This is a genomic window from Ruegeria sp. HKCCSA071 (assembly GCF_017872555.1).
Taxonomy (GTDB): Bacteria; Pseudomonadota; Alphaproteobacteria; order Rhodobacterales; family Rhodobacteraceae; genus Ruegeria.
Window position 1 is genome coordinate 1,386,398 of record NZ_JAEDOX010000001.1, and the last position, 23,637, is coordinate 1,410,034.

General features: G+C 57.5%; 19 protein-coding genes and 1 tRNA gene. 10 read left to right on the plus strand and 10 right to left on the minus strand.

Features of this window, described 5'->3' with window-relative positions:
- Nucleotides 1–43 precede the first annotated feature (43 nt).
- The 3 genes from I9188_RS06885 (at nt 44) to I9188_RS06895 (ending at nt 2,172) form a co-directional block, all read left to right on the plus strand.
- Nucleotides 44–1,117 carry an FAD-dependent oxidoreductase gene (locus I9188_RS06885; protein WP_209504657.1) on the plus strand — a complete coding sequence of 358 codons (1,074 nt, stop codon included), beginning with the start codon at nt 44–46 and terminating at the stop codon, nt 1,115–1,117.
- The gene (locus I9188_RS06890; protein WP_209504658.1) at nt 1,114–1,767 is read left to right on the plus strand and encodes a DUF938 domain-containing protein; all 654 of its coding nucleotides are present in this window, start codon (nt 1,114–1,116) and stop codon (nt 1,765–1,767) included. The genes I9188_RS06885 and I9188_RS06890 overlap by 4 nt, the downstream gene beginning before the upstream one ends.
- Before the next feature lie 69 nt (nt 1,768–1,836).
- On the plus strand, nt 1,837–2,172 hold the full coding sequence (locus tag I9188_RS06895) for a carboxymuconolactone decarboxylase family protein (RefSeq protein ID WP_209504659.1): 336 nt from the start codon (nt 1,837–1,839) through the stop codon (nt 2,170–2,172).
- Between the two features lie 41 nt (nt 2,173–2,213).
- Here the strand turns inward: I9188_RS06895 and I9188_RS06900 are convergent, their stop codons facing one another.
- The 6 genes from I9188_RS06900 to I9188_RS06925 all read right to left on the minus strand — a co-directional run bounded on the left by I9188_RS06900 (nt 2,214) and on the right by I9188_RS06925 (nt 10,030).
- Nucleotides 2,214–4,721, minus strand: coding sequence for an FAD-dependent oxidoreductase (locus tag I9188_RS06900; RefSeq protein WP_209504660.1), 2,508 nt, complete (start codon nt 4,719–4,721; stop codon nt 2,214–2,216).
- A 142-nt stretch (nt 4,722–4,863) separates the two neighbouring features.
- Entirely contained in the window at nt 4,864–5,142 is a 279-nt protein-coding gene (locus I9188_RS06905; protein ID WP_209504661.1) for a hypothetical protein, read from the minus strand.
- 85 nt (nt 5,143–5,227) lie between these two features.
- Complete coding sequence (locus tag I9188_RS06910) at nt 5,228–6,637, minus strand: FAD-linked oxidase C-terminal domain-containing protein (RefSeq protein ID WP_209504662.1); 1,410 nt, start codon at nt 6,635–6,637, stop codon at nt 5,228–5,230.
- 94 nt (nt 6,638–6,731) lie between these two features.
- Nucleotides 6,732–8,522: a gamma-glutamyltransferase gene (gene ggt / locus I9188_RS06915; protein ID WP_209504663.1), complete on the minus strand. Its 1,791-nt coding sequence runs from the start codon at nt 8,520–8,522 to the stop codon at nt 6,732–6,734.
- A gap of 111 nt (nt 8,523–8,633) precedes the next feature.
- On the minus strand, nt 8,634–9,023 hold the full coding sequence (locus I9188_RS06920) for a GFA family protein (RefSeq protein WP_209504664.1): 390 nt from the start codon (nt 9,021–9,023) through the stop codon (nt 8,634–8,636).
- Nucleotides 9,024–9,043: 20 nt separating this feature from the next.
- Nucleotides 9,044–10,030 carry a D-glycerate dehydrogenase gene (locus I9188_RS06925; RefSeq protein ID WP_209504665.1) on the minus strand — a complete coding sequence of 329 codons (987 nt, stop codon included), beginning with the start codon at nt 10,028–10,030 and terminating at the stop codon, nt 9,044–9,046.
- Between the two features lie 198 nt (nt 10,031–10,228).
- On the opposite strand from I9188_RS06925, the gene I9188_RS06930 reads away from it, so the two are divergent.
- From I9188_RS06930 to I9188_RS06940, 3 genes are all read left to right on the plus strand, one after another.
- Nucleotides 10,229–10,690 carry an SH3 domain-containing protein gene (locus tag I9188_RS06930; RefSeq protein ID WP_209504930.1) on the plus strand — a complete coding sequence of 154 codons (462 nt, stop codon included), beginning with the start codon at nt 10,229–10,231 and terminating at the stop codon, nt 10,688–10,690.
- A gap of 111 nt (nt 10,691–10,801) precedes the next feature.
- Nucleotides 10,802–11,791 (plus strand): NADPH:quinone reductase, encoded by a 990-nt coding sequence (locus I9188_RS06935; RefSeq protein ID WP_209504666.1) that lies wholly within the window; start codon nt 10,802–10,804, stop codon nt 11,789–11,791.
- 90 nt (nt 11,792–11,881) lie between these two features.
- Nucleotides 11,882–11,956, plus strand: a tRNA-Gln gene (locus I9188_RS06940).
- A gap of 326 nt (nt 11,957–12,282) precedes the next feature.
- Here the strand turns inward: I9188_RS06940 and I9188_RS06945 are convergent.
- The 4 genes from I9188_RS06945 to I9188_RS06960 form a co-directional block, all read right to left on the minus strand.
- Nucleotides 12,283–13,704, minus strand: coding sequence for an FAD-binding oxidoreductase (locus I9188_RS06945; RefSeq protein ID WP_209504667.1), 1,422 nt, complete (start codon nt 13,702–13,704; stop codon nt 12,283–12,285).
- Nucleotides 13,705–13,807: 103 nt separating this feature from the next.
- Nucleotides 13,808–14,065: a DUF4242 domain-containing protein gene (locus tag I9188_RS06950; protein ID WP_209504668.1), complete on the minus strand. Its 258-nt coding sequence runs from the start codon at nt 14,063–14,065 to the stop codon at nt 13,808–13,810.
- A 26-nt stretch (nt 14,066–14,091) separates the two neighbouring features.
- Complete coding sequence (locus I9188_RS06955) at nt 14,092–17,688, minus strand: adenylate/guanylate cyclase domain-containing protein (RefSeq protein ID WP_209599576.1); 3,597 nt, start codon at nt 17,686–17,688, stop codon at nt 14,092–14,094.
- A 355-nt stretch (nt 17,689–18,043) separates the two neighbouring features.
- Nucleotides 18,044–18,994 (minus strand): GlxA family transcriptional regulator, encoded by a 951-nt coding sequence (locus I9188_RS06960; protein WP_209504670.1) that lies wholly within the window; start codon nt 18,992–18,994, stop codon nt 18,044–18,046.
- Between the two features lie 166 nt (nt 18,995–19,160).
- Here I9188_RS06960 and I9188_RS06965 point away from each other — a divergent pair, with 166 nt between their 5' ends.
- From I9188_RS06965 to I9188_RS06980, 4 genes are read left to right on the plus strand one after another with little or no spacing between them, the layout of a single operon-like run.
- Nucleotides 19,161–19,871: a GntR family transcriptional regulator gene (locus I9188_RS06965; RefSeq protein WP_209504671.1), complete on the plus strand. Its 711-nt coding sequence runs from the start codon at nt 19,161–19,163 to the stop codon at nt 19,869–19,871.
- 7 nt (nt 19,872–19,878) lie between these two features.
- Nucleotides 19,879–20,796: a dihydrodipicolinate synthase family protein gene (locus tag I9188_RS06970; protein WP_209504672.1), complete on the plus strand. Its 918-nt coding sequence runs from the start codon at nt 19,879–19,881 to the stop codon at nt 20,794–20,796.
- 5 nt (nt 20,797–20,801) lie between these two features.
- On the plus strand, nt 20,802–22,298 hold the full coding sequence (locus tag I9188_RS06975; RefSeq protein ID WP_209504673.1) for an aldehyde dehydrogenase: 1,497 nt from the start codon (nt 20,802–20,804) through the stop codon (nt 22,296–22,298).
- Nucleotides 22,295–23,635, plus strand: a complete 1,341-nt coding sequence (locus I9188_RS06980; RefSeq protein ID WP_209504674.1) for an FAD-binding oxidoreductase — start codon at nt 22,295–22,297, stop codon at nt 23,633–23,635. The genes I9188_RS06975 and I9188_RS06980 overlap by 4 nt, the downstream gene beginning before the upstream one ends.
- Nucleotides 23,636–23,637 lie beyond the last annotated feature (2 nt).

The window sequence follows — 23,637 nt, forward strand, 5'->3', positions numbered from 1 at the left end:
CCAGAAAACTTGTGGCGAACCTGCTGCGGAAGGAACACAAATAATGATCGATTTCCTCGTCATCGGGGGCGGAGTTGCCGGGTTAAGTGCAGGCGCGCGCTTGTCACAATATGGAACCGTGATGGTTTTAGAGGCCGAAGACGCCTTGGGGTATCACGCGTCGGGTCGCTCGGCGGCCCTGTTTGAAGAAAGCTATGGCCCGCAATCCGTGGTGGCGCTGAACAGGGCTGGGGCCACGTTCCTGCACACACAAAACGGTGGGTACCTAACCCAGCGCGGACTGATGTTGATCGGTTCGTTTGACCAAAGCGAAGTTTTCGAAGCCGACCGCAAAGACCTGAACATGGAAAGAATTCCCATCGATCAGGCGGTTTCGAGCGTTCCTATCCTGAACCCGGCCAAGGTGGGTTTTGCGGCTATCAGCCAAGCTGCTTTTGACATCGATACTGATCGCCTGTTGCAGGATTTCGCGCGGACCATTCGCCAGAACGGAGGAACCGTTGCAACAAAAAGCAAAGTAACCGGTATTCGAAAAGAGCGGCATTGGCTGGTCGAGGCCGGGCAGATCTTCGAAGCCCGCAATTTGGTGAATGCGGCCGGTGCATGGGTGGACGAGATCGCCAAGCTTGCAGGGGTACCGCCCATCGGCATCTCTCCTCGCCGCCGTTCAATGGCGCGGCTGCCCGCCCCCGGGGGCCATGATGTATCCGGATGGCCCATGATGTTGGGCACGGGTGAAACATGGTACGCCAAACCGGACGCGGGCAAATTGCTTGTTTCGCCTTGCGAAGCCGATCCCGCACCACCTCAGGACGCCTATGCCGACGACATGGTGTTGGCCGAAGGTCTGGCGCGCTATGAAGAATTGATGACCGAACCAGTAACACGGGTCGAAACGAACTGGGCAGGATTGCGCAGTTTCGCACCGGACGGAACCTTGGTGCTTGGGCCTGACCCGATCGATCCGTCGTTTATCTGGTCTGCGGGTCAAGGCGGGTATGGTTTCCAAACAGCACCGGCAGCTTCGCAGTTGCTGTGTGATTTGGTGGTCGGAAACACGCCGGTGCTGGATCCAGACAGTGTTAAGTCGCTGACCCCAAACAGGTTGAACAGATGATCAAACGCAATCTACCGCCCTCTGCGAATGTCGCCAACGCAAGTGAGGATGGGAAACTGGTGGCCCCGGCAGCGACGCGAAACTCCGATGCGCTTTGCGCGTTGCTACAAGACTGGGCACCGCGCCGTGGGCACGCGCTGGAGATTGCAAGCGGAACCGGTCAGCATGTCTGTGCGTTTGCTGATTTGCTGCCCGATCTGACGTGGCATCCCACCGAACCTGACCCTGAACGCCGCATTAGCATCGACGCCTATACCAGCGCCTTACCCAACGTGGCAAATGCCGAACATCTGGACGCAACGAATTCGGGCTGGCATGCGCGCTTTCCTTCGCAGGACCTGATCGTCTTGATTAACTTAATACATTTGATCAGTTGGCAGGACACCAGAGCCATTTTCGCCGAAGTCGCGCAGTCCCTAACTGAAAACGGGAGGTTCGTTTTGTACGGCCCATTCAAACGCTCGGGCCAATTGACAAGTGGCGGGGACAAAAAGTTTCACGAGGCTCTGATCGGACAAGATCCCGACATTGGCTACAAGAACGACGAAGATGTCCTTGGCCTGTTCCAGGACGTAGGGTTGCGCGTGCTGAAAACCATCGACATGCCCGCAAACAACCTTGCATTTGTTTCCCAACGCCCGGCCAACTGATCGAGATCAAGGTCAACTTACCACTGCCCGCACATATTCCCGTTATCTTATATGAAAAAGGCACTCAAAATGGCTTGGCAAGAAAAGCTCTCGGCAACACGAACCAGCTTGCGCAACCTCAACGGGGCCATTCCCGACACGTCGCGCGCATTCGGCGCACTTGGGAAGGCTGTGAAGGAAGGCGGAACGCTCGACTATAAAACAAAGGAATTTATTGCGCTGGGTATGTCGGTATCGCTCCGCTGCGAGCCCTGCATTACTCTGCACACCGATGCGTTGGTCAAAGCGGGTGCAACACGCGAAGAGGTGTCCGACGTTTTGGGTATGGCCATTCAGATGGGTGGTGGGCCAGCCATGATGTATGCCGCCAAGGCGTTGGAATGTTTCGACGAACTATCCGCGTAACCAACAGAAAAGGCCCCGGAATTTCCGGGGCCTTTGATTGATCAACCGTCCTTGCGGATGGTTTCGTTTTTCGGATCGTATGGGCTGTCGCAGGTGACAACCGCATCCCACAACTTGTCCTGCATCTTGACCTTCAGCTTGGTGCCTTCGACCGCCAGTTCAGGCTTCACATAGCCCATGCCGATCGACTTCTCGAACGCGACCGAATAGCCGCCCGAGGTCAGGCGACCTACACGCTCGCCTTCCGGCGTATACAGCGCCTCGCGGCCCCACGGGTCAGCATCGGCCGGACCGTCGATCAGCAAGGTGCAGCACTTGACGCGCACACCGGTCTCTTCCAGCTTGGCTTTGCCGTGGAAGTCCTTGGACAGGTCGACAAAGCGCGGCAGGTCGGCTTCCAGCGGGGTCGCGTCGCGGCCCAGTTCGGTGCCAAAGGCGCGATAGGATTTCTCCTGACGCAGCCAGTTCTGGGCACGGGCACCGACCAGCTTCATGCCGTGCTTTTCACCGGCTTTTTCCAACAGATCGAACAGGTAGTTCTGCATCTCGATCGGATGGTGCAGTTCCCAACCTAGCTCACCGGTATAGGCCACGCGGATCGCGTTGACCGGGCACATGCCCAACTCGATCTGACGCGCCGACAGCCAAGGGAAGCGTTTGTTGGACAGTGCAGTTTCCGGGTCGGCGTCCTTGATAACTTCTTTCAGAACGTCACGCGACTTGGGTCCGGCGATGGCGAAGACGCCCCATTGCGTGGTCACGTCCTGGATCTCGATGTAACCGAACTCCTCCATCTTGTCCTCGGCCGCTTTAAGCAGGTAATCGGCGTCGTACTCGGTCCATGCACCGGCAGAGACGATGTAGTAGTTGTTCTCGCCATTGCGGACGATGGTGTATTCGGTACGAGTGGTGCCGTGCGCAGTCAGCGCGTAGGTCAGGTTGATGCGACCGACCTTGGGCAGTTTGTTGCAGGTGAACCAATCCAGGAACTGGGTGGCACCGGGGCCTTTGACGACATGCTTGGTGAAGGCCGATGCGTCGATCAGGCCAACGCCTTCGCGGATCGCCTTGGCCTCTTCGACGGCATATTGCCACCAGCCGCCACGACGGAACGAGCGTGCTTCCTTGTCGAAATTCTCGGGCGCGTCCAGCGGACCGAAATAGTTCGGACGTTCCCAGCCATTGACCCAGCCGAACTGAGCGCCACGCGCTTTCTGGCGGTCGTACGCCGGAACGGTACGCAGCGGACGGCAGGCTTCACGCTCTTCATCCGGGTGGTGCAGGATATAGACATGCTCGTAGCATTCTTCATTCTTGCGCGCCGCGAACTCGGTGGTCATCCAGTTGCTGGAATAGCGTTTGGGGTCCAGCGAGGCCATGTCGATCTCGGCTTCGCCATCGACCATCATCTGTGCCAGATAATAACCGGTGCCGCCCGCAGCGGTGATGCCAAAGCTGAAACCCTCGGCCAGCCACATGTTACGCAAACCCGGGGCCGGACCAACCAGCGGGTTACCATCCGGCGTATAACAGATCGGGCCGTTGAAATCATCCTTCAGGCCGGAATCGGCACAGGACGGCACGCGCTCGGCCATTGCCATGTACTGCTCGGCGATCCGGTCCAGATCCAGCGGAAACAGGTCGGCGCGGAAGCTGTCCGGAACGCCGAATTCGAACTGCGCAGGGGCGCCGTGTTCATAGATGCCCAGAATCCATCCACCGCGTTCTTCACGCGCATAAGATTCGTTGTCGGCGTCGCGGACAACGGGGTGCTCGGGGTTGCCTGCTTCGCGCCATTTGACCAACTCGGGGTCTTTATCCATGACGATAAAGGTATGTTCCACCGGGATGGCAGGCATTTTGATGTCCAGCATCTTGGCGGTGCGCTGCGCGTGGTTGCCCGACGCGGTCACAACATGTTCGGCGGTGATCACGACCTGTTCGTCGGAAGGCACCAGGTTGCCTCCCTTTTCGACCATCTTGGTGCAAGTCACTTCCCAGTGCGTGCCGTTCCAGTGGAACGCGTCAGCCTGCATCTTGCGCACGATTTCGACGCCACGTTGACGGGCCCCCTTGGCCATTGCCTGAGTCACATCGGCAGGGTTAATATAACCGTCCTCGGTGTGATAGATCGCGCCCTTCAGATCCGATGTCTCGATCAGCGGCCAGCGTTCCTTGATCTGGTCCGGGGTCAGCCACTCGTATTTCACATCACAGGTTTCGGCGGTCGAGGCATAGAGCATGTATTCGTCCATACGCTCTTGCGTCTGTGCCATGCGCAGGTTGCCCACAACCGCGAAGCCCGCATTCAGGCCGGTTTCTTCCTCAAGCGTCTTGTAGAAATCCACGGAATACTTGTGGATATGGGTCGTCGCATAAGACATGTTGAACAGCGGCAACAGGCCCGCGGCGTGCCAGGTGGACCCGGACGTAAGTTCGTCCCGTTCGATCAACATCACATCGTCCCAGCCTGCTTTGGCCAGGTGATAGGCAATCGAGGTCCCAACGGCGCCGCCGCCTACGACCAATGCTTTGACTTGGGTTTTCATAACCGGGCGTCTCCCCTTGAAATCAGTTGACACCATATGGCGTACTTAAGGGGGATAGCGCGACATTCATCCGACCAGTGATATGAAAAAAACGACCCGAATATCGAAAGCGGGTCGCAATTCATTCGTCCGGCCGCTGCCCTCAACCACTGGAACGGCAGCGTTTGCTTGTTCCGACCGAGACGCAGACCAATTCGCCGCTTTCGTCCGAGGGACTTTTCACCGCCGGTTCCTGTGATGGCGAAGGCTGCGCCTCTGCCGTGAACCAGCCGTCAGAAAGACCGACACGCGAGGATACCGAGGCAAGATATTCTTTCATGCCAAAGCCATTTTCCGATGCTTTGGCTTGCTGAACATAGTCCAGCCCTGCAACGGCCAACCCGCAGATGGCTACAAACCCCGCCAGATATTTTGCGCTCATGTCGACAATCCTCTGTCATCGACCCTGTGAAACCAAAACATATGGACGTTTTGAGGGCGCAAAAAGGACCAGAGGGTGAATATGGCTATGTGTCATCCGACAAGATCTTGCCGGGATTCATGATGTTGTCTGGGTCCAGCGCGGCCTTGATCGCAGCCATGTATCGCGTGGCGGCGCCCAGTTCCCTGGTCAGATACGGTCTCTTTCCCTGCCCGATGCCATGTTCACCGGTACATGTGCCTTCCATGGATATCGCCATGTCGTTCAGCCAGCCGACAAACGCCTCGGCCTTGGTAACTTCTTCCACGTTTTCCATGTCGATCAGCAGCAGCGTATGAAAATTGCCGTCCCCCACATGGCCCACGATGGGGGCCAACAAGCCGAGGCCGGCAGCCTTCTTCTGCGTCTCGGTCACACACTCGGCCAGGCGCGAGATCGGTACGCAGACATCGGTTGAAATACCCCGCGCACCGGGGCGCAATTGCAGACACGCCCAATACATATCGTGCCGCGCCTGCCACAGTTTGTTTCGTTCTTCAGTAGTCGACGTTGCCGCAAAGTCTGTGCCACCAAATTCTTCGGCGATCTGACCAAAGGTTTCAGCCTGCTCTACGGCACCACTTTCCGAGCCGTGAAATTCCAGCAACAACAATGGTGTATCCGGCAGACTCAGCCCGGAATAGGCGTTGGCGGCCTGAACCGACAACTCGTCCAGCAACTCGATCCGGGCAACCGGAATGCCGTACTGAATGGTCATCATCACCGCACGGCACGCCGCATCGACTGTCGGAAAGGAACACCGCGCCGAACTGATGGCTTCGGGGATACCCTGCAACCGCAATGTCAGCTCGGTGATGATTCCCAACGTGCCTTCCGCCCCGATCAGAAGACGGGCCAGATCATAGCCGGCCGAAGATTTCTTGGCCCGGTGCCCGGTACGGATGATCTGACCGTCTGGCATCACGGCTTCAAGGCTGAGAACGTTGTCCTTCATCGTCCCATAGCGCACCGCATTGGTGCCCGACGCGCGAGTGGCAGCCATCCCACCCAGCGACGCATTCGCCCCGGGATCAATCGGAAAAAACAGGCCCAGATCGCGCAGATGGGTATTCAACGCTTCGCGCGTGACACCGGGCTGCACGACGCAATCCAGATCCTCGGCATGAACTGCAAGCACACGATCCATCTGCGTCAGATCGACCGAGATGCCCCCCGCCGGGGCATTTACATGCCCTTCCAGCGATGTTCCTGTACCGAACGGGATCACTGGCACCCGGTGCGCCGCACAGGTTTTGACGATGTCCGAAACATCCTGCGTCGAATGCGGGAAAACCACGGCATCGGGGACTTGGTTTTCGATCCAGGTCGTGGTGTGCCCATGTTGTTCACGGACAGCGGCACCCGTTTGCAACCTGTCGCCAAAGCGCTGCTTGAGAATGCTAATTACGGTTTCAATACCAGCTTCATTCCTTGGCAATGCGGTTGCCTGCACCATTGTCATCCTCCCCTGCCCCAAAAACGTTTCGGGCCTTTCAGCCTATGACTAAAAGGCCCGTTGAAAGCAGGCAATCCCCACTAATACCGAGGGTCTATTCGCCCAGCGCAATTCCTTCGCGGCGCGGGTCGGCACCACCGCTCAGCCCGTCACCGATTTCGATTGCGTGCAGCCCAGAAGTCAGGTCGCGCGCGTTGACTTCGAAACCCAGCTGAGCAAGCGCGTCCGTAAATCCTTCTGCCGAAGTCGCAGCCTCGACATCATATGTTCCGAACCGGTTGACCAAATGAGGCAGGGAAACCGCCTGCTGCACGTCCATTCCCCAATCGGCCCAGGCGATGATGGACTTGGCGACATAGCCGATAATCCGGCTGCCGCCCGGAGACCCGATAGCCAGAACCGGCTCGCCATCCTTTAACACGATAGTCGGGCTCATGGATGAGCGCGGACGCTTGCCCGGCTCCAGCCGGTTGGCAATCGGCACGCCGTCGCTGTGTGTCTTGAACGAGAAATCAGTAAGCTCGTTGTTCAGCAGGAACCCGTTTGTCATCAGGCGTGACCCAAAACCATTCTCGATTGTCGTCGTCATCGACAACACATTGCCATAGCTGTCCACGATCGAGATATGCGAGGTTGACGGCAGCTCCAGCGACACGTCGTCCGCCCAAATCAAAGCATGGTCAAATTCCGGTTTACCCGGTGCGACCTCGGACAAGGCCACTTCGCTTTCCAGCAACGCCGCCCGCTGGGACAAGTAACCCGGATCAACCAGCCCCTTGGTGGGCATGGGTATGAAATCGCTATCTGCCATGTACCGCCCACGGTCCGCAAAGGCGAGGCGCGAAGCATCGCCGATCAGGCGCCATGCCTCGGCACTTTCGGCGCCCATTGCTGCAAGATCATAGCTGTTCAACATCCCCAGAATCTGCCCGACGGTCAGGGCACCCGACGACGGCGGACCCATGCCGCAAACCTCGTAGGCGCGGTAATCGGCACAAACCGGTTCTCGTTCGATCACCTGGTAGAGCGCCAGATCCACCCCCGCAAGAACGCCGGGATTTCCGGGGGCGTTTCGGACTGTTCGCACGATATCCGCAGCGATCTCACCTCCGTAAAAACCGGCAGCGCCATCGCTGGCTAGCATGCGCAATGTTTCGGCATAATCCGGGTTCATCAAACGCTGTCCCTGCTGCAACGGCTGACCATCAGGCAGGAAATATGCAGCTGTTTCGGGAAAGCGGGACAGGCGGTCCGCATCGTTTTCGACAAGGCTGGCCAGACGCGGGGAAACAAGAAACCCTTCATCCGCCAATCGGATACCGTCGGCAAACAGTCCAGGCCAAGACGCGCGCCCCCATCTTCGATGCGCCTCTTCCAGCAGTGCAGGCGTACCCGGTGTACCTACCGACAATCCGCCCACCACCGCATCAAAGAATTTCAGCGGCTCACCGTTTTCGTCCTGAAAGAGCGTCGGGGTTGCGGCGAGGGGCGCTGTTTCGCGACCGTCCAGCGTTGTCATTTGCCCGCTGGCCGCGTCGTACCAAACCAGAAACGCTCCCCCGCCCAGACCAGAGGATTGCGGCTCAACCAGCCCCAGCACGACCTGCACGGCCACCATCGCATCCGCAGCAGACCCGCCCGCGCGTAGCACTTTGGCTCCGGCTTCCACCGCCAGCGGATTGGCCGCAGCTATCATCCAGTTTTCGGATGTGACCGGAACTCCTTCAAGCTTGGCTTCGAGGGCCGCAATAACCTCGTCGGTCATCGCCTGAACCTGCCCCTCTGTCGCGCCCTCAGGGGCGACGGCGTCGGCTGTTTCCTGCGCGAACCCCGGTGTCGAAATAGTAAGTGCGGTCGAAAGCAGCAGTGCTGAAACATGTCTCATCTGATCTAACCCTCCAATACAATCTTTATTTTCAATCCTGTAAGGATTTTGCCCCCTCTGCAACGATCAGGCATGGCAGCTTGTTATCACAGCGAAGTTTCGCCATTTCCCCTATGGTTCGGTTTCTTCGGCGCGACGATCCTGATCATAGCGGGTTGTCTCGGCAAATTCGGGTAGCCACGCCTCGCGCCGTTTGGTCCAGCATTCATATGTCGGTGTGAATTGGTCTGGCGCGTCAAGACAGCCCAGATGCACTTCAACTTCGGTGCCGCTTCGGGCAAATACCGGAGATCCGCATTCGGGGCAAAAGTACCGGTCGGAATAACCTTTCACATTGCCGGTGATTTTAACCGCATCCGCCGGAAAAATCGCCGCCGCATAAAACAACGCGCCATGGTGTTTGCGGCAGTCCAGACAATGGCAAATCCCGACGCGTAGAGGACGACCCGAAGCTGAGACACGCAGATTCCCACAGCGGCATCCCCCTTCAAACACGTCCATCCATGATCCTTTCCGACGCGTCAGAGCATCGCAGGCACAACCTGATCCGGTGGGCGATGGCCATCTTCGAAGGTTTTGATGTTGATGATGACCTTTTCGCCCATCTCAACCCGGCCCTCCAACGTGGCCGACCCCATATGCGGCAGTAGAACCACATTGGGCAACTGCCGCAAGCGCGGGTTTACACCGGTTCCCTGTTCGTACACATCCAGCCCCGCGCCCGCAATTTCACCCGCGCGGATCATCCGGGTCAAAGCGTTCTCGTCGAGAACCTCACCCCGCGAAGTATTCACGATCACTGCCGTGGGTTTCATCAGCTTCAGGCGGCGCGCGTTCATCAGGTGGAAGGTCGACGGCGTCGAAGGGCAGTTGATAGATATCACATCCATACGTGCCACCATCTGATCCAGGCTTTCCCAATAGGTCGCCTCCAGCTCTTGCTCAATCTCTGGACGCAATCTGCGGCGGTTGTGATAGTGGATCTGCATACCAAACGCCTTGGCGCGGCGGGCCACGGCTTGCCCGATCCGGCCCATGCCCAGAATACCCAGTCGCCGCCCGCCAATGCGACCGCCCAGAAACGCGGTGGGTGCCCACCCGGTCCAGTCGCCTTGCTGCATGACGCTCAACCCTTCGGGAATGCGCCGTGTGACAGCAAGAATCAGGGCCATGGTCATATCTGCCGTGTCATCGGTCAGCACACCGGGCGTGTTGGACACCAATATTCCGCGCTGCCGCGCCGTCGCCACATCGATATTGTCGACACCGGCCCCGTAATTGGCGATCAGCCGCAGCTTTTCACCCGCCTGACCCAATAGCCCGCCATCAATGGTATCGGTCACCGTGGGCACCAGCACATCGGCATCCTGTACCGCTGCTACAAGTTCCTCACGCGTCATTGGCGTGTCGTCGTCGCGCAGGCGCACGTCGAACAATTCGCTTAACCGGGTTTCTACTGCCTCAGGCAACCGTCGCGTAACGACAACACTTAAACGTTCTCTTGGCACCTCGGCTCTCCCACTGCTTTGCAAACGGACGCGCGCCATGGCATCGTGGCGCAGGATAAGGCGGGGCACAAGAACCCCAATGGCATTGTGTCGACCTTTTTTCAAAACCGGATCAACAGGCATAAGAGCGGGCAGTCAGTGAGTGGTATTCGACCGGTAAAACGCCGATCTCTGGCGGTAGTTTCCGTATTTCTGGTCATGTTCGGTGTCTGTGCCGCTCAGGCCGAGGTCAAACGCGGATCGGTCACCAACCTGCCCCTGCCCCGCTATGTGTCGATGAAGGCAGCCGAAGGCAACGTGCGACGCGGACCGTCCCTGACCCATCGAATCGACTGGGTGTTCAAACGGCGCGGCATGCCGCTGCAGGTCACTGCCGAATATGGCAACTGGCGCAAGGTCCAGGACCGCGACGGCGCGGGTGGCTGGGTTCACTATGCCTTGTTGTCTGGCGTCCGGACGGTGCTGATCGAATCCGAGATGCTGCCTGTTTATGCCCGCCCCGATCCAGCCTCGCCCGTGAATGCCCATTTCGAGACCGGGGTGGTGGCGCGCCTTGGAACCTGTTCGCTGGACTGGTGCCGGATCACCGCCGGCGGATACCGTGGCTGGACATTGAAATCAAACCTTTGGGGCGTCGATCCTTCCGAAATTCGGGAATAGGCGGAAGACAAATTCCGGTATCCGCGGTTGCGCATCGCCCTGAAAAAGCGCCACAAGGTGTTTGAGTTACCAGCGCAATCGCCGCTTAACTCGACCTAAACGGAGGACCCTATGCGCGCAGTCACCTATTCAGCTTTCGGAGACGCTGTCGATGTCTTGCGTATACAGGATATACCCCCGAGTTCGCCTGGACCGGGTGAAGTCACGGTCGAGCTGTCCTTTTCCGGCGTAAACCCCTCGGACATCAAGGCCCGCGCGGGGGCCCGACCGGGTGTCACAGAACCTCCGTTTCCACTGATCGTTCCGCACAGTGACGGGGCTGGAGTCATCACAGCAGTGGGCGATGGTGTACCCGCGACGCGGATTGGCCAGCGCGTGTGGATCTGGAACGGGCAATGGCAGCGCGCATTCGGTACAGCTGCCAGCCACATCACCCTGCCCGAATCCCAGGCTGTGGAACTGCCCGAGACGGTGTCACTTGAAACCGGGGCAATTCTTGGAATTCCGGGCCTAACCGCATGCCATGCGGTGTTTTCGGGCGGCACGCCGCGCGGGCAAACCGTTTTGATCCATGGCGGGGCGGGAACTGTCGGTTACCTGGCTGTGCAACTTGCCAAATGGGCCGGAGCCAAAGTGATCGCAACGGCCAGCGCCGGCAGCTTTGAACGGGTCAAGGCAGCTGGTGCAGATGTCGTTCTCGACTACACCGGTGAACACCTTTCAGATCAGATCCTCGACGCAAATGATGGACGTGCAATTGGTCGAATCTTCGATGTCGAATTTGGACAGAACCTTGACACCAACGTTGCCGTCATCGCCGAGAACGGCCGTATCAACGCATATGGATCTGCCCGGAATATGACGCCCGTCTTTCCCTTTGGGCCCATGATGTTCAAGGCTGTGACACTCGAGGCGGTCCTGATCTACCTGCTGCCTGCGAACTTGCGCGCCGTCGCAATAAAGACACTACACAAGGCACTGGCTGATGGCGCCTTGACCTGCCCAGTTCATAAGGTCTTTACGTTGGAAGAATGCGCTGCGGCCCATGTGATGGTACAGGAAGGCAACCGTACCGGAGCGGTGTTGATCGATACCAAATGAGGGGCCTTCAAAAAAATTTTACGGCGCTCGCTTTTTTTGCAAAACGCTCTTGAACCCTGCCATCAACAATCGTAGATAGCCGCTCACCGTTGGGGTGTAGCCAAGTGGTAAGGCAGCGGTTTTTGGTACCGTGTATCGTAGGTTCGAATCCTACCACCCCAGCCATGATTTTCCCTAAAACTGCGCACTCAACAGGAAGCCGCCAGTTCTGTCGAGTTTTCAATGATTTGGCTTTCAGCGGTTTAAGCCGAGACCCGAGCGTGAGCGCAACAATGGTCGATTTCCAGCCGCGGTCTCAGTTCGTGATTCCGACGCTAGGACTTTGACATCATCAGGAACAGAAAGAAAAGTGCGGGTTGCTTGGTATCGACTGAGAGCTGCCATGGGCTAGGATTGCGGGATTGAAAATATCCGTACAGCGTCGTTCTCTAGGCAAGACCATGAGGTGTCAGCAACACTCCCGAACCAAAGCTTTGATGTTGCAGTCTTACTTACCCCCGTGAAGGCAAGATATTGTGATTGATCCGGAACAGATTGCCCGGATCATAAATACCTTTGATCTTGGACAGCTTTTCGCCGTTCACACCATAGGCGCCGGTCATGTGATCTGCCTGATCTTCAGGCATGAAGTTCACATAAGCACTGCCTGTTGAGTACGGCTTCATCTGTTCGTACAGCCGGCGTGCCCACCCGATGCAGGTGTCATCCTTGTCAGGGTCCTCCCATCGTGTGTGAACATTCATAATGAAATGCGCAGATCTTTGCGGGTAGGCGGTAGAAGCGGGTTCAACGCGGGCCATCGCGCCACCGACATGAGCAATGAAAACCTCGCAAGCGGGATCAGGAAGGGTGGAAATCGCGTCCAGCAGGTCCGTGATGGCGGCCGGGGGCAACGTGTTGAAGTCATGACTTTTCCAATAGTTGCGGACGCCCGGCGACAACAGGGGATCAAAAGCCGCCTGCCAGTCCACGAACCTGTGCGGTGAAATGACATCCACAATCGGCTCACCCAGCGCACGTAAGGCCGACATTGCTTTTTCACCCTCATCCATCGGGCCGCTATAGCACGCTGCGAAAATCAGCACCTCGCGCCCGTGCCACTCTTCCGGCAGGAACGGGAGCGGCGGCGCTTTTCGCATCACGCTCCAGACGGTGAGCTCATCGGGGGACGTGTCCGCAATGGCCACAAATTCGGAAAGCAGTTCTGGTGCCTTTTCGATCGGGTGCACGATCAGGCCGGACAGGACATCCGGCCCAAGATCATGCAACTGGAATTCGAATGAGGTGACGACACCAAAGTTTCCGCCACCACCACGAATGGCCCAGAAAAGTTCCGGGTGGCTCGTGGATGATGCGGTGACAATCGCGCCATCCGCGGTGACGACTTCTGCTGACAGAAGGTTGTCGATCGTCATGCCGAATTTCCGCGTCGTCCAGCCGAAACCTCCGCCTAGGGTCAACCCGGCGATGCCGGTGGTCGAATTGATGCCTGTGGGGACGACAAGACCATGGGCCTGTGTTTCGCGATCAACGTCGCCAAGCAACGCACCCGGTGCAACCCGGGCAGTTTTGCGGGCAGGATTCACATGAACTGAACGCATCTGGGACAGGTCCAGCATGACGGCCTTGTCCGCGACGGCGTGCCCTGCGATCTGGTGTCCACCTGATCGAACGGTCATCATGAGGCCTGCTTGTCGGACGAAATTTATTGCCTTCTGGACATCGCTCGCCCCCATCGCACGGATCACGAAGGCGGGGCAACGCTCGAACATGCTGTTCCAGGTAATCCTGGCTTCTTCATATTCCGGGGTCCCCGGCAGGTAGACCCCGCCGCGCAGTGAGGCATCAAGCGCGTCCAAATCGCCTTGATCCACGGTCGCGATACGTCCGTCGAGTGCTTTCAGGTCAAACATGCGTAGGCCTCCCTTGGTTCAGGAAAGGTTTCGCGCACGGCTGCCTCGTGAGTTTGTTATTGCCCTGGGAAGGGGATATTTGGTTGTGGGAGAAAGCTGGTCGTCAGGCAAATATTCCCGGATCGATCCGATCTACCGGCGTGATGACATCGGCTGGAATGTTCAGACGTTCGGCCGCTTTTCGCAGGCTTTCTTCATCCGGGGCTTCGTAAAGGCAGTATGTCTTGCGCTTATCTGCGCTGAGGAAGGAAAATATCCATTCAATGCCGACTTCGTCGTTGATTTCTTTGATGTGAATTTTGTCGTTGTCGCTGATATTCAGCTGTTCCGCAAAATTTCGTTCAATGATGTATCGTGGCATTATGCCCCCCAAGCATTTTCCGGGCCTTAACTGGCTACCCCTTCGAGCTTTGACTTAAGGGAAACCATACTCAATTTCTGTGATATTGCCAACGCTTCCCCTTCCAGTTGAAACGCCAGTTCCAAATCACTGGGGCGGCCCTGTTGTCTGAGTGCGGATGCATACGCTGCCTTGGAATGCGCAATCCAGGGCGGGCAACTCATCCGCGTGTCAATCTCGATGGCTTTTTGGAACATCTTCCCGGCAATTTCCCAGTCCTTCAGCACTGTTGCCAGGTTCCCCAGGCGTCGGGCTGCGGCACCTGTGCAGACTGTGGTTGCCCCTGCGGTGATCGTCAGGTCTTCGTAAGGTTGCAGCATGCCGTAAAGCGTCTGGGCATGATCCGGATGCCCGACTGCCACGCAGATGTCGGCAAGATAGGACAGAGTTGTTGAATACATGGCATCTGGCGGTAGGTCGAAGCCGTTTTCCGCCATTTCATTCAGTATTTTTTCGGCCGGTTCCGTGTACCCCAGCTCGGCCGCGATAAGGCCGAAACCCGGCTTCCACGAGATGTCTTCGGGGCTGTCGGTCATCAGTTTCTTGATCACAGGCGCGACCTCGTGCAGGCGGTTCTGCTCGCGCCGGATGGTAAACATCTGAACGCCGAAAACACCCTCGACATGTTCCCCGTGCGTTTTTCGACCGATCTTGACTGCTTCGGTGGCGTGCTTTTCAGCCTGAACAAAGTCGCCTTCCATGATTGCAACCATGGCGCGTGCGTGTTTCTGAACCCAATAGAGTTGCAGATGATTGTCCTTTTCTGAAATCGCTGTCAGCAACTCGAGCGAGTTGTCCATCAGGTCACGGTCGGCCATTTCAGCGCCGACAAACAGGCTGAGCGTCCGGTCGCGGCCTTGGTCTATGGTGCCAAGCTTTTCTGCCACCCGATGCATGGCGTCCAGATTTTCACGCCAATGGCGCGCCTCTCGCCCGTTGCGCGCAACGAAGGGCGCCCCAAAATGCATCATCATTACCGAAAACTGGGATTTATGATCCCCAAGTTTCGCCGCCAGTTCCATGGATTGCTGACCAAAGCGGGTACCCTCGGAAAACTGGCCGACAAACATATACGCCCGTGCAAGTTGGCTCATCAACCGGCACCGCCTAACTTCGTCATTGTCTGACAGGTCTTTCAGTGCCTTGTCACAAAGGTCTATGGCCTCGTGATGTCGCGTGCTTGTCATCATGCACGAGTCAGCAAAATGATTGGCTGCATCGGCTGCCAGCTCCACGTCATGGAGTTTCCGGGCAGCTTTAGATGCACTTTTCAGAACTTCCATCGCCTCAGGCAACTGGCCCTGGCTGTCATGGCTGCGTCCGACAAGAATTTTGCCCCTGACCATCTCCGCACTGATTTCAGAGCTAAGTTTTTCCGCAGCCCTGAGTGTTTCCAGTGCATTGGCCATCGCTTCCTGGCTGGCTGACCGGGCCAACGCCATTTCCGCCGCAGCTTCCCATTTGTCGAATGCGGCGCGCCATTCTTCTGCTTCTGACAGATGGCGGGCCACCAGCTCGGGTCGGCGTTCGATTTCAGCTGATCGCATCGCGATCAGTGCTCGGGCAACATCTGAATGTTGCTGCCTGCGGGTGGAACTTAACATGGATTGATACGCCGTATCGCGGATAAGGGCATGGCGAAACACGAAATGCCCGCGGTTGTTTCCGCTTTCAAAGATCAGTCCCGTTCGCGACAGTTCTTCAAGGCGAAATTTGATATCCGCGCGTTCCAGCCCCATTGCGGCCTTTACCAAGTCTGGTTCAAATTCCCGCCCAATGACGGACCCCGTCAACGCAACCTGTTTGGCCTCGGGCGAAACTGCATCAAGCCGCGCCATCAAGGCGCCCTTCAGCGACGATGGTATGTGGACTTGTCCCTGCTCATCAGCAATTACGATTGCTTGGGTCAATTCTTCGACAAACAGGGGCACGCCGTCCGTTTTTTCGATGATCGTCGCGATCAAGGCATCGTCAGGGTCCTTGCCGGTGATATTGCGGACCAGATCCGAGACATCAGCAGAACCGAACCGGCGCAACAGGAGTGTTTGAACATGCGTGTCCCCGTCATCGCGGGCCAGGTCCCACCCAGGTCTGTGGGTCATCAGGATCATCAGGGGAAGATCGGTGCAAATCGCCTTGAACCGCTCCAGCAGGGCTTGCGTCGAGGGATCGATCCAATGTGCATCCTCAACACACAGAATAACCGGGCGCACGCCTGCCCGGACCTGCACCGTATGGATAAGGGTTTGGATCGTTATGTCGCGTTGCTCCTGCGGCGACATCTCGAGAACTTCACGAGCCGGCGCACTGCGCGGCGCAACCAGCGCTGCAAAGACAGGCAGAACCTGTTCCCAGTCCAGACCTTCCCGGCCTTCCAGCAGCTTCCTGACATGTTCCAGAATTTGATTGTCATCAAAATCCGGTTCAACGCCCGCATCCTGTGAAATTCGCTGGGTGACGGGATGAAAGGGGCTGCTGGTCAGATAAGGAGAGCAGTTCAGCCTTATCACGTCGGCCTGCCCGGTTGCCGTGACATCTGCAAGAAACCCCTCAGTCAGGCGCGATTTTCCTATTCCCGCCTCACCCGACAGCAGAACGACCTCACCATGACCGCTTTGGGCGCGCTGCCACGATTGCAACAGGATCCCCTTTTCGTAATCCCGGCCGATCATGGTGCTGCTGGCGTCATCCTTATACGACGCGCGAAACCGGCTTTCCGCGCTGCGTTCCGATACGACCTTCAACAAGGTCCGAGGGTCTTTGAACCCTTTCAGCTGAGTTGGTCCAAGGGTCTCGAACTCGAATATCCGGTGCAAGGCGGCTTCGGTTTCTTCCGCAGACAAAACCACCGAGTTCGGCTGAGCGTGTTCCTGTATCCGCGCCGCAAGATTGACGGTCGGCCCGGTCATGGCACCTTCTTCATAAGAGTTTTCGCCGATAGTGTCGCCGACCACGACATCACCGCTGGCAATACCCAGCCTGGCCGACAAACGCTCGCCGTCAGGGGTGTTAAGCTCTTCAACGCGGCGGACGCACTCAAGCCCCGCCTTAATGGCGCGAATGGCGTGATCTTCATAGGCTGTTGGCCAACCGAAAAACACAAGAAGACCGTCGCCAAGGTATTTCGCGACATAGCCACCGTATCTGCTCACTGCCCCCGCGACGGTATCTTGATAGTTCTGTAGCAGATCCCGCATGTCTTCGGGATCAAAACGGTTGGTCAGCTCTGTCGAGCCGACCAGATCAGCGAACAACACTGTCAGATGACGCCGCTCAGCCGCAGGTGCGATGTGCTTTTTCGTTGGTGCAGCTTCACCATGCACATCATCAGCGGCGGATGGCTGAGTGTTCTCGCCGGTGGGCTCCCCTGCGGCAGGTGCTGATGAAGACAGGTGCCCAGAGCCAACCAAATCTTGAACCGCCGCAAGGATGATCTTCCGGTGACCAAAACTCACTCCTAGCTCTTTCAAGTCGTCACCCGTCAGCAGCGGCAGAACGCGCGCATCAATGTCGTTTTCCGCAAAAACATCTGCGTACTGACCCAGTCCGAGGTCGTTCAGCCACGTGTCCATTTCAACCGACATATCCGGATCATGCTGAGATACATCTCACTAATCAAGGAAGCGCTATCAGCACGAACCGATTATCGTGACCGGATGTCGGCGTTTTGGCTGACGGAACATCCAGAGGCTTCAACCTGAGCTTTAAGTTAACAATAGATTAACGAAACAGGGCACAACAAACCTGTCGATGACAAGTTCTTGATATACTTATGCCAATATCGAGATTTATTGGTGGGTAATCCTGCCGATCTGTTGACTAGTCCAGTTTTAACGAGGGGGTATCTCGGCGGGATCAGGGGGTGCCAGGTCGGACCTGTTCAAGGTCAGCGGATCGCGGCACCCCCGTCGGCAGGTAGAAGCAGCAATCTATCCGATTTCAGTTGATCTTGTTGCGCTGCGCGTGCGGTGTGATGCCAAAACTGGACCGGTATACCCGAGAGAAATGTCCCGGATTTTCAAAACCACAGGCCACGGCGACCTCGGTGACCGACGCTTCGGTTTGCAAAAGCAGCTTCCGGGCCCGTTCCAGCCGCATTTCCATAAAGTACCGTTTGGGCGAAGTGTTGAGGTACTTGCCAAACAACCGTTCAAGTTGACGGGTGGAGATACCCAAATTGTCTGCAATGAAGGATGGTGAAACTGGAGTTTCCAGACTGTCCTGCATAATATCTATCGCCTTTGCCAGGTGAGCATTGCGCATTCCATTGCGCGATTGCAGCGAAACGCGCTGCTTGGCAGTCGCATTACGTACAGTGTTATAGACCATTTGATCCGCAACATCGGTGGCCAGCTCTTCGCCATGGTCTCGTTCGATCAGATGCAGCATCAGGTCTGCGGTCGCGGTTCCACCTGATGCAGTAGTGTGTTTTTCGTCGGCGACAAAGACGCTGCGCACCAGATTGACATCCGGAAACGCCTCCATGAACGCGTCGTGGTATTCCCAATGGATCGCTGCCTGCATACCATTGAGGAACCCGGCCTCGGCCAGCAGCCACGCCCCGGAACACAAGGCCCCGATCCGCGTTCCACGCGCGCGTTCGCGCCGCAGCGCGGCCAGAAGGGAACGGGTCACATGGTCACGCATGTGAATGCCCGACAAAACAAAGAGCTGATCGCACTTGGACAGTTCCTCAAGTCCGGAATGCACAAGGGTGACGGATCCATTGGAAGACACGGCCTGCTCGCCCTGTTCGGATACAAATGACCAACGATACAGCTCTTCGCCACTCACAAGGTTGGCGATTCTCAGCGGCTCGACCGCACAGGAAAAGGCGAGGTGCGAAAACTCCTCGACCAGGATGAAGGCGAAGTGCTGCGTCTGAGGCATGAGCAGAACCATTTCCAAACTGGGCCGACGCCCGAACGTGAGTCTATTTAGCAGACACTCATGCTGCACGAGATTTTTTTGTATACAAGTTGTATTTTTTAGAAATACAAAACTGTGACCTCCGCGATTCGAACGCGGCGGCCACAGGATATAGTGAGGCCAGAGGATGAAAGACGAAGCCAAGTCGCGCAAAACCGAGCTCAGAGAACACCTGAAGATGTCCATCCTGACTCTGCGCCTTCGTCCGGGCGACGATCTGGATGAGGCGCATCTGTCCGATGAATTCGGCTTGTCGCGCACGCCGCTGCGCGAGGTATTTCGACAGTTGGCTGGCGAAGGTTATCTGGATCTTCGGAAGAACCGCAGCGCTCGTGTTTCGGAAATGTCCTACACTACGCTGCGCGATTTCTTCCTTGCCGCACCGATGGTCTACGGGGCCATCCTGCGTCTGGCGGCAGTGAACGCGACTAACGTGCAAATCAGTGACCTGAAAGCGGCTCAGCACGCGTTCAAAGCTGCCCTTCATTCAGGGTCGGCCGAGGATCGCGCACTTGCCAACAACCGCTTTCATGACGTTACCGGAGAGATGTCCGGCAATGTCTACCTGCTTCCGTCATTCAACCGGCTGCTGATCGATCATGCACGGATTGGCATGACGTTTTATCGGCCGCAGACAGTTGAAATGTCCGAAAACCTGTCGCTGGCCAGCCAACAGCATGACGCGATCATCGCAGCCATCGAGGCACGCGATGAAGTTGAGGCGGCGAAACTGGCCGAGGATCACTGGAACCTGTCCCGGGATCAGATCGGGATGTTTGTGATGCCTGACGCACTGGATGTCCCAATGGGTATCCCGCCACTTTCGAAACCCGCATGAGGACGGAATGAACCCGATTTTCAAGTTCGAAGGGATATATACCCCTGTGATCACCCCCTATCACGACGATGGAAGCGTGAACTGGGACGCCCTGTCCGACGTGATCGAATACCTGATCGAGAATGGTGTGCACGGCCTGATTTCCGGCGGATCCACAGGTGAGAATTATGCTCAGACCGTGCCGGAGCGGCTGGAACTGGCCAAATTCACGCATAAACACCTGAAAGGGCGGTTGCCCTTGGTGGTTGGCACGGGCGCGATGCTGACTTCGGACTCGATAGCGCTGGCCGCGGGCGCGCGCGACATCGGCGCGGACGCCATCCTGTTGGCCAGCCCGCCCTACTCGGTACCGACGGATCGCGAAAACGCGCTGAATGCGCTGGCCATCGACAAAGCCGCCGACCTGCCGGTGATGCTCTACAACTATCCGCACCGTACCGGCACAATGATGGGGGAAGAGTTCCTTGACCGCGTGGGTCGCAGCCGAAATTTCTGCGGCATCAAGGAAAGCTCGGGCGATACCAACCGGGTGCATCTGTTGGCGCGGGATTATCCGCATATCCAGCTGGGCTGTGGAATGGACGACCAAGCACTCGAGTTCTTTGCCTGGGGTGCGCCGTTCTGGGTGTGTGGCGGGTCGAACTTCCTACCTGCCGAACATGTGGCTCTTTATCAGGCCTGCGTGGTCGAAGGGAATTTCACCAAGGGCCGCCGGATCATGTCTGCGATGATGCCGCTGATGCGGGTACTGGAACAGGGTGGCAAGTTCATCCAGACCATCAAGCATGGCGTCACGATGAACGGGATCGACGCAGGCATCATGCGGCCTCCGCTGAAGGGTCTGAACAAGGATGACAAGCGCGCGCTGGAACAGGTCACGTGCGTGCTGAAAAAGACAATCGCCGACATCGTGGCAGAGGGGTAAGAGACATGGATCTGCTGACACAGGACGAATACAAATCCATCGCCGCAGGCCTGACCCTGCCGACAGGTGCCTTTATCGACGGCGCATTCCGTCCGGCGATCTCAGGCCGGACCGTTGCGACAGTGAACCCTGCAACCGGTGAAAATCTGGCCGATATTGCATCTTGCGATGGGGCAGATGTGGATTTTGCGGTCGCGAAAGCTCGTGAGGCGTTTGACGATGGCCGATGGAGCAAACTGCATCCGTCTGATCGCAAGGATGTATTGATCAGGTTGTGCAAACTGGTAACCCGCAACGCCCGTGAACTGGCCGTGATGGAAAGCATCGACAGCGGCAAGACGATCTTTGACTGCGAAACTGTTGACGTGCCCGAGACGATCCACTGCCTGAAGTGGCACGCCGAGGCGATTGACAAGATTTACGATCAGGTTTCGCCCGCCAGCGACGATCACATCGCCATGGTGGTGCGCGAGCCAATAGGCGTTGTGGGTTTGGTGCTGCCGTGGAACTTTCCGCTGCTGATGCTGGCATGGAAGATCGGGCCAGCGCTGGCGGCAGGCTGTTCTGTTGTTGTGAAACCGGCGATGGAAACCACTTTGACGGCCCTGCGCCTTGCCGAATTGGCGATGGAGGCCGGTTTGCCACGCGGTGTACTGAACATCGTACCTGGTGGCGGGACCGAGGTGGGCGAACCCATTGGGCGGCACATGGATATCGACATGGTGTCCTTCACAGGCTCGACCGTGACCGGCAAACGCTTTCTGACCTATTCGGCGGAAAGCAACGCCAAAGAGGTGGTGCTTGAGATGGGCGGCAAGAACCCTGCCATCGTGATGGAGGATGCCGAAAACCTCGACCGGGTGGCGGCGCATATCGTCAATGGCGCATTCTGGAACATGGGGGAGAACTGCTCGGCCTCGTCACGCCTGATCGTGCATAAGAAAGTGAAGGCCGAGCTGCTGGAGCGCATCGCGCATCACGTCAAACAATGGAACACCGGCGACCCGCTCGACCCCGAAACCCGCATGGGCGCACTGGTGAGCGAAGACCACTACACCAAGGTTTGTGGCTATCTGGATCAGGCCGAGAACGTGGTGATCGGTGGCAAAGCGGACAACGGGTTTGTCGAGGCCACCGTGGTCGAAGTGCCCGGCAACGACGCTGCATTGGCGCGCGAGGAGATCTTTGGCCCTGTCTTGTCGGTAATTGAAGTCTCGGGCTTCGATGAAGCGATCCAGATCGCGAACGACACCGACTATGGCTTATGCGCCTCAATCTTCACGGCCAATGTCAAACGCGCCATACGTGGTGCGCGGATGATCCGCGCAGGCACCGTGACGGTGAACAGCTTCGGCGAAGGTGACATCACGACACCTTTCGGTGGTTACAAGCAGTCGGGTTTTGGGGGTCGCGATAACTCGATCCACGCGCATGACCAGTACACCCAGTTGAAAACCATCTGGATCGATCTGGCCGATGACGCGGATGAGGCCGTCGATTGAGTCGACATGACGCAAAAAGGCTACCCCGGCAGACAGGCCCGTCGGGTTGGAATGCGATTCTGCCGCCCCAAACACCTCTGGCGGTGCTGGAACGGAACCTGACCGCAGATATCACAATAGTTGGCGGCGGGTTTGCCGGGCTCAGCGCGGCGCGGCGGCTGCATCAATTGGATCCTTCCCTGAAAATCGTTCTGCTGGAAGCCGGCCGCTTCGCGGACAGCTCGGCAGGCCGAAATTCCGGGTTTATGATCGACCTGCCCCATGACTTGGCCTCGGACAACTACGCAGGCAAGGGATCGGACGCAGATCGCGCCACCATTGCGCTGAACCGCAAGGCCATTGCCTTTGCGACCGAAGTGGCCTTCGATTGCGGGCTGTCAAAGGAAATGTTCGACCCTTGCGGCAAATACAATGCCGCCGCCACCAAAGCGGGCGACGCGCATAACCGCGCCTTTGCCGCGCACCTGACCAAACTCGGCGAGCCGCATACGCTTTATGATCAGCAGCAGATGCAAGAGATCACGGGCAGTCCACACTATACCTCGGGGCTTTATGCGCCGGGGACAGTGATGATCCAGCCTGCGGCATATGTGCGTGCGATGTCTGCCTACCTGGCCGGGCAGATTGATGTGTTCGAGCATTCACCCGTCACCGGTTTTGAGCATCAGGGCGCAGGCTGGGTGGTCTGCACCAACAAGGCCAAAGTCAGCACCGGGCGGATCATTCTGGCCAATAACGGTCATCTGGAAAGCTTTGGGTTCTACCAGCGGCAGTTGATGCACATATGCCTCTATGCCTCGCTCACAGCGCCGCTGACCGACGCACAGATCAAGACACTGGGCGGGCAGTCGCGCTGGTCGGTGACGCCAGCGAACCCGATGGGGACGTCAGTACGGCGCACTTCCGGCAGCTACGGGGATCGCATCCTGATCCGCACCTGCTCCAGCTTTCATCCAAAAATCGAGACCAGTCCAATGCGACTGCGCAATGCAGGCTGGGTGCATGACAGAAAGTTCAGGGAACGCTTTCCGCATCTGCCGGATGTGCAGATGGAACATCGCTGGGCCGGGATGCTCTGCCTCAGTCGCAATGGATCGGTCGCGTTCGGCGAGCTTGAGGACGGTGTCTACTCAGCCTGTTGCCAGAACGGTCTGGGCATTGCACGGGGAACACTGCAAGGCATGGGCATCGCGGAACTTTTGCTGGACCAGCAGTCTGACATCGCCGATCATTTTCTGGCGCAACCGGACTTGCCGGGTTTGCCGCCCGAGCCATTCGCCTCGCTTGCCGCCAACAGCTATCTGATCTGGAAAGAGTGGCGGTCCGGTAAGGAATGAAC

Excerpts from the sequence above, each read along its gene's own strand:
- I9188_RS06885 (WP_209504657.1), top strand. The coding sequence starts at position 44 with ATGATCGATTTCCTCGTCATCGGGGGCGGAGTTGCCGGGTTAAGTGCA.
- I9188_RS06890 (WP_209504658.1), top strand. The coding sequence starts at position 1,114 with ATGATCAAACGCAATCTACCGCCCTCTGCGAATGTCGCCAACGCAAGT.
- I9188_RS06895 (WP_209504659.1), top strand. The coding sequence starts at position 1,837 with ATGGCTTGGCAAGAAAAGCTCTCGGCAACACGAACCAGCTTGCGCAAC.
- I9188_RS06900 (WP_209504660.1), bottom strand. The coding sequence starts at position 4,721 with ATGAAAACCCAAGTCAAAGCATTGGTCGTAGGCGGCGGCGCCGTTGGG.
- I9188_RS06905 (WP_209504661.1), bottom strand. The coding sequence starts at position 5,142 with ATGAGCGCAAAATATCTGGCGGGGTTTGTAGCCATCTGCGGGTTGGCC.
- I9188_RS06910 (WP_209504662.1), bottom strand. The coding sequence starts at position 6,637 with ATGGTGCAGGCAACCGCATTGCCAAGGAATGAAGCTGGTATTGAAACC.
- ggt (WP_209504663.1), bottom strand. The coding sequence starts at position 8,522 with ATGAGACATGTTTCAGCACTGCTGCTTTCGACCGCACTTACTATTTCG.
- I9188_RS06920 (WP_209504664.1), bottom strand. The coding sequence starts at position 9,023 with ATGGACGTGTTTGAAGGGGGATGCCGCTGTGGGAATCTGCGTGTCTCA.
- I9188_RS06930 (WP_209504930.1), top strand. The coding sequence starts at position 10,229 with ATGTTCGGTGTCTGTGCCGCTCAGGCCGAGGTCAAACGCGGATCGGTC.
- I9188_RS06935 (WP_209504666.1), top strand. The coding sequence starts at position 10,802 with ATGCGCGCAGTCACCTATTCAGCTTTCGGAGACGCTGTCGATGTCTTG.
- I9188_RS06945 (WP_209504667.1), bottom strand. The coding sequence starts at position 13,704 with ATGTTTGACCTGAAAGCACTCGACGGACGTATCGCGACCGTGGATCAA.
- I9188_RS06950 (WP_209504668.1), bottom strand. The coding sequence starts at position 14,065 with ATGCCACGATACATCATTGAACGAAATTTTGCGGAACAGCTGAATATC.
- I9188_RS06955 (WP_209599576.1), bottom strand. The coding sequence starts at position 17,688 with ATGTCGGTTGAAATGGACACGTGGCTGAACGACCTCGGACTGGGTCAG.
- I9188_RS06960 (WP_209504670.1), bottom strand. The coding sequence starts at position 18,994 with ATGCCTCAGACGCAGCACTTCGCCTTCATCCTGGTCGAGGAGTTTTCG.
- I9188_RS06965 (WP_209504671.1), top strand. The coding sequence starts at position 19,161 with ATGAAAGACGAAGCCAAGTCGCGCAAAACCGAGCTCAGAGAACACCTG.
- I9188_RS06970 (WP_209504672.1), top strand. The coding sequence starts at position 19,879 with ATGAACCCGATTTTCAAGTTCGAAGGGATATATACCCCTGTGATCACC.
- I9188_RS06975 (WP_209504673.1), top strand. The coding sequence starts at position 20,802 with ATGGATCTGCTGACACAGGACGAATACAAATCCATCGCCGCAGGCCTG.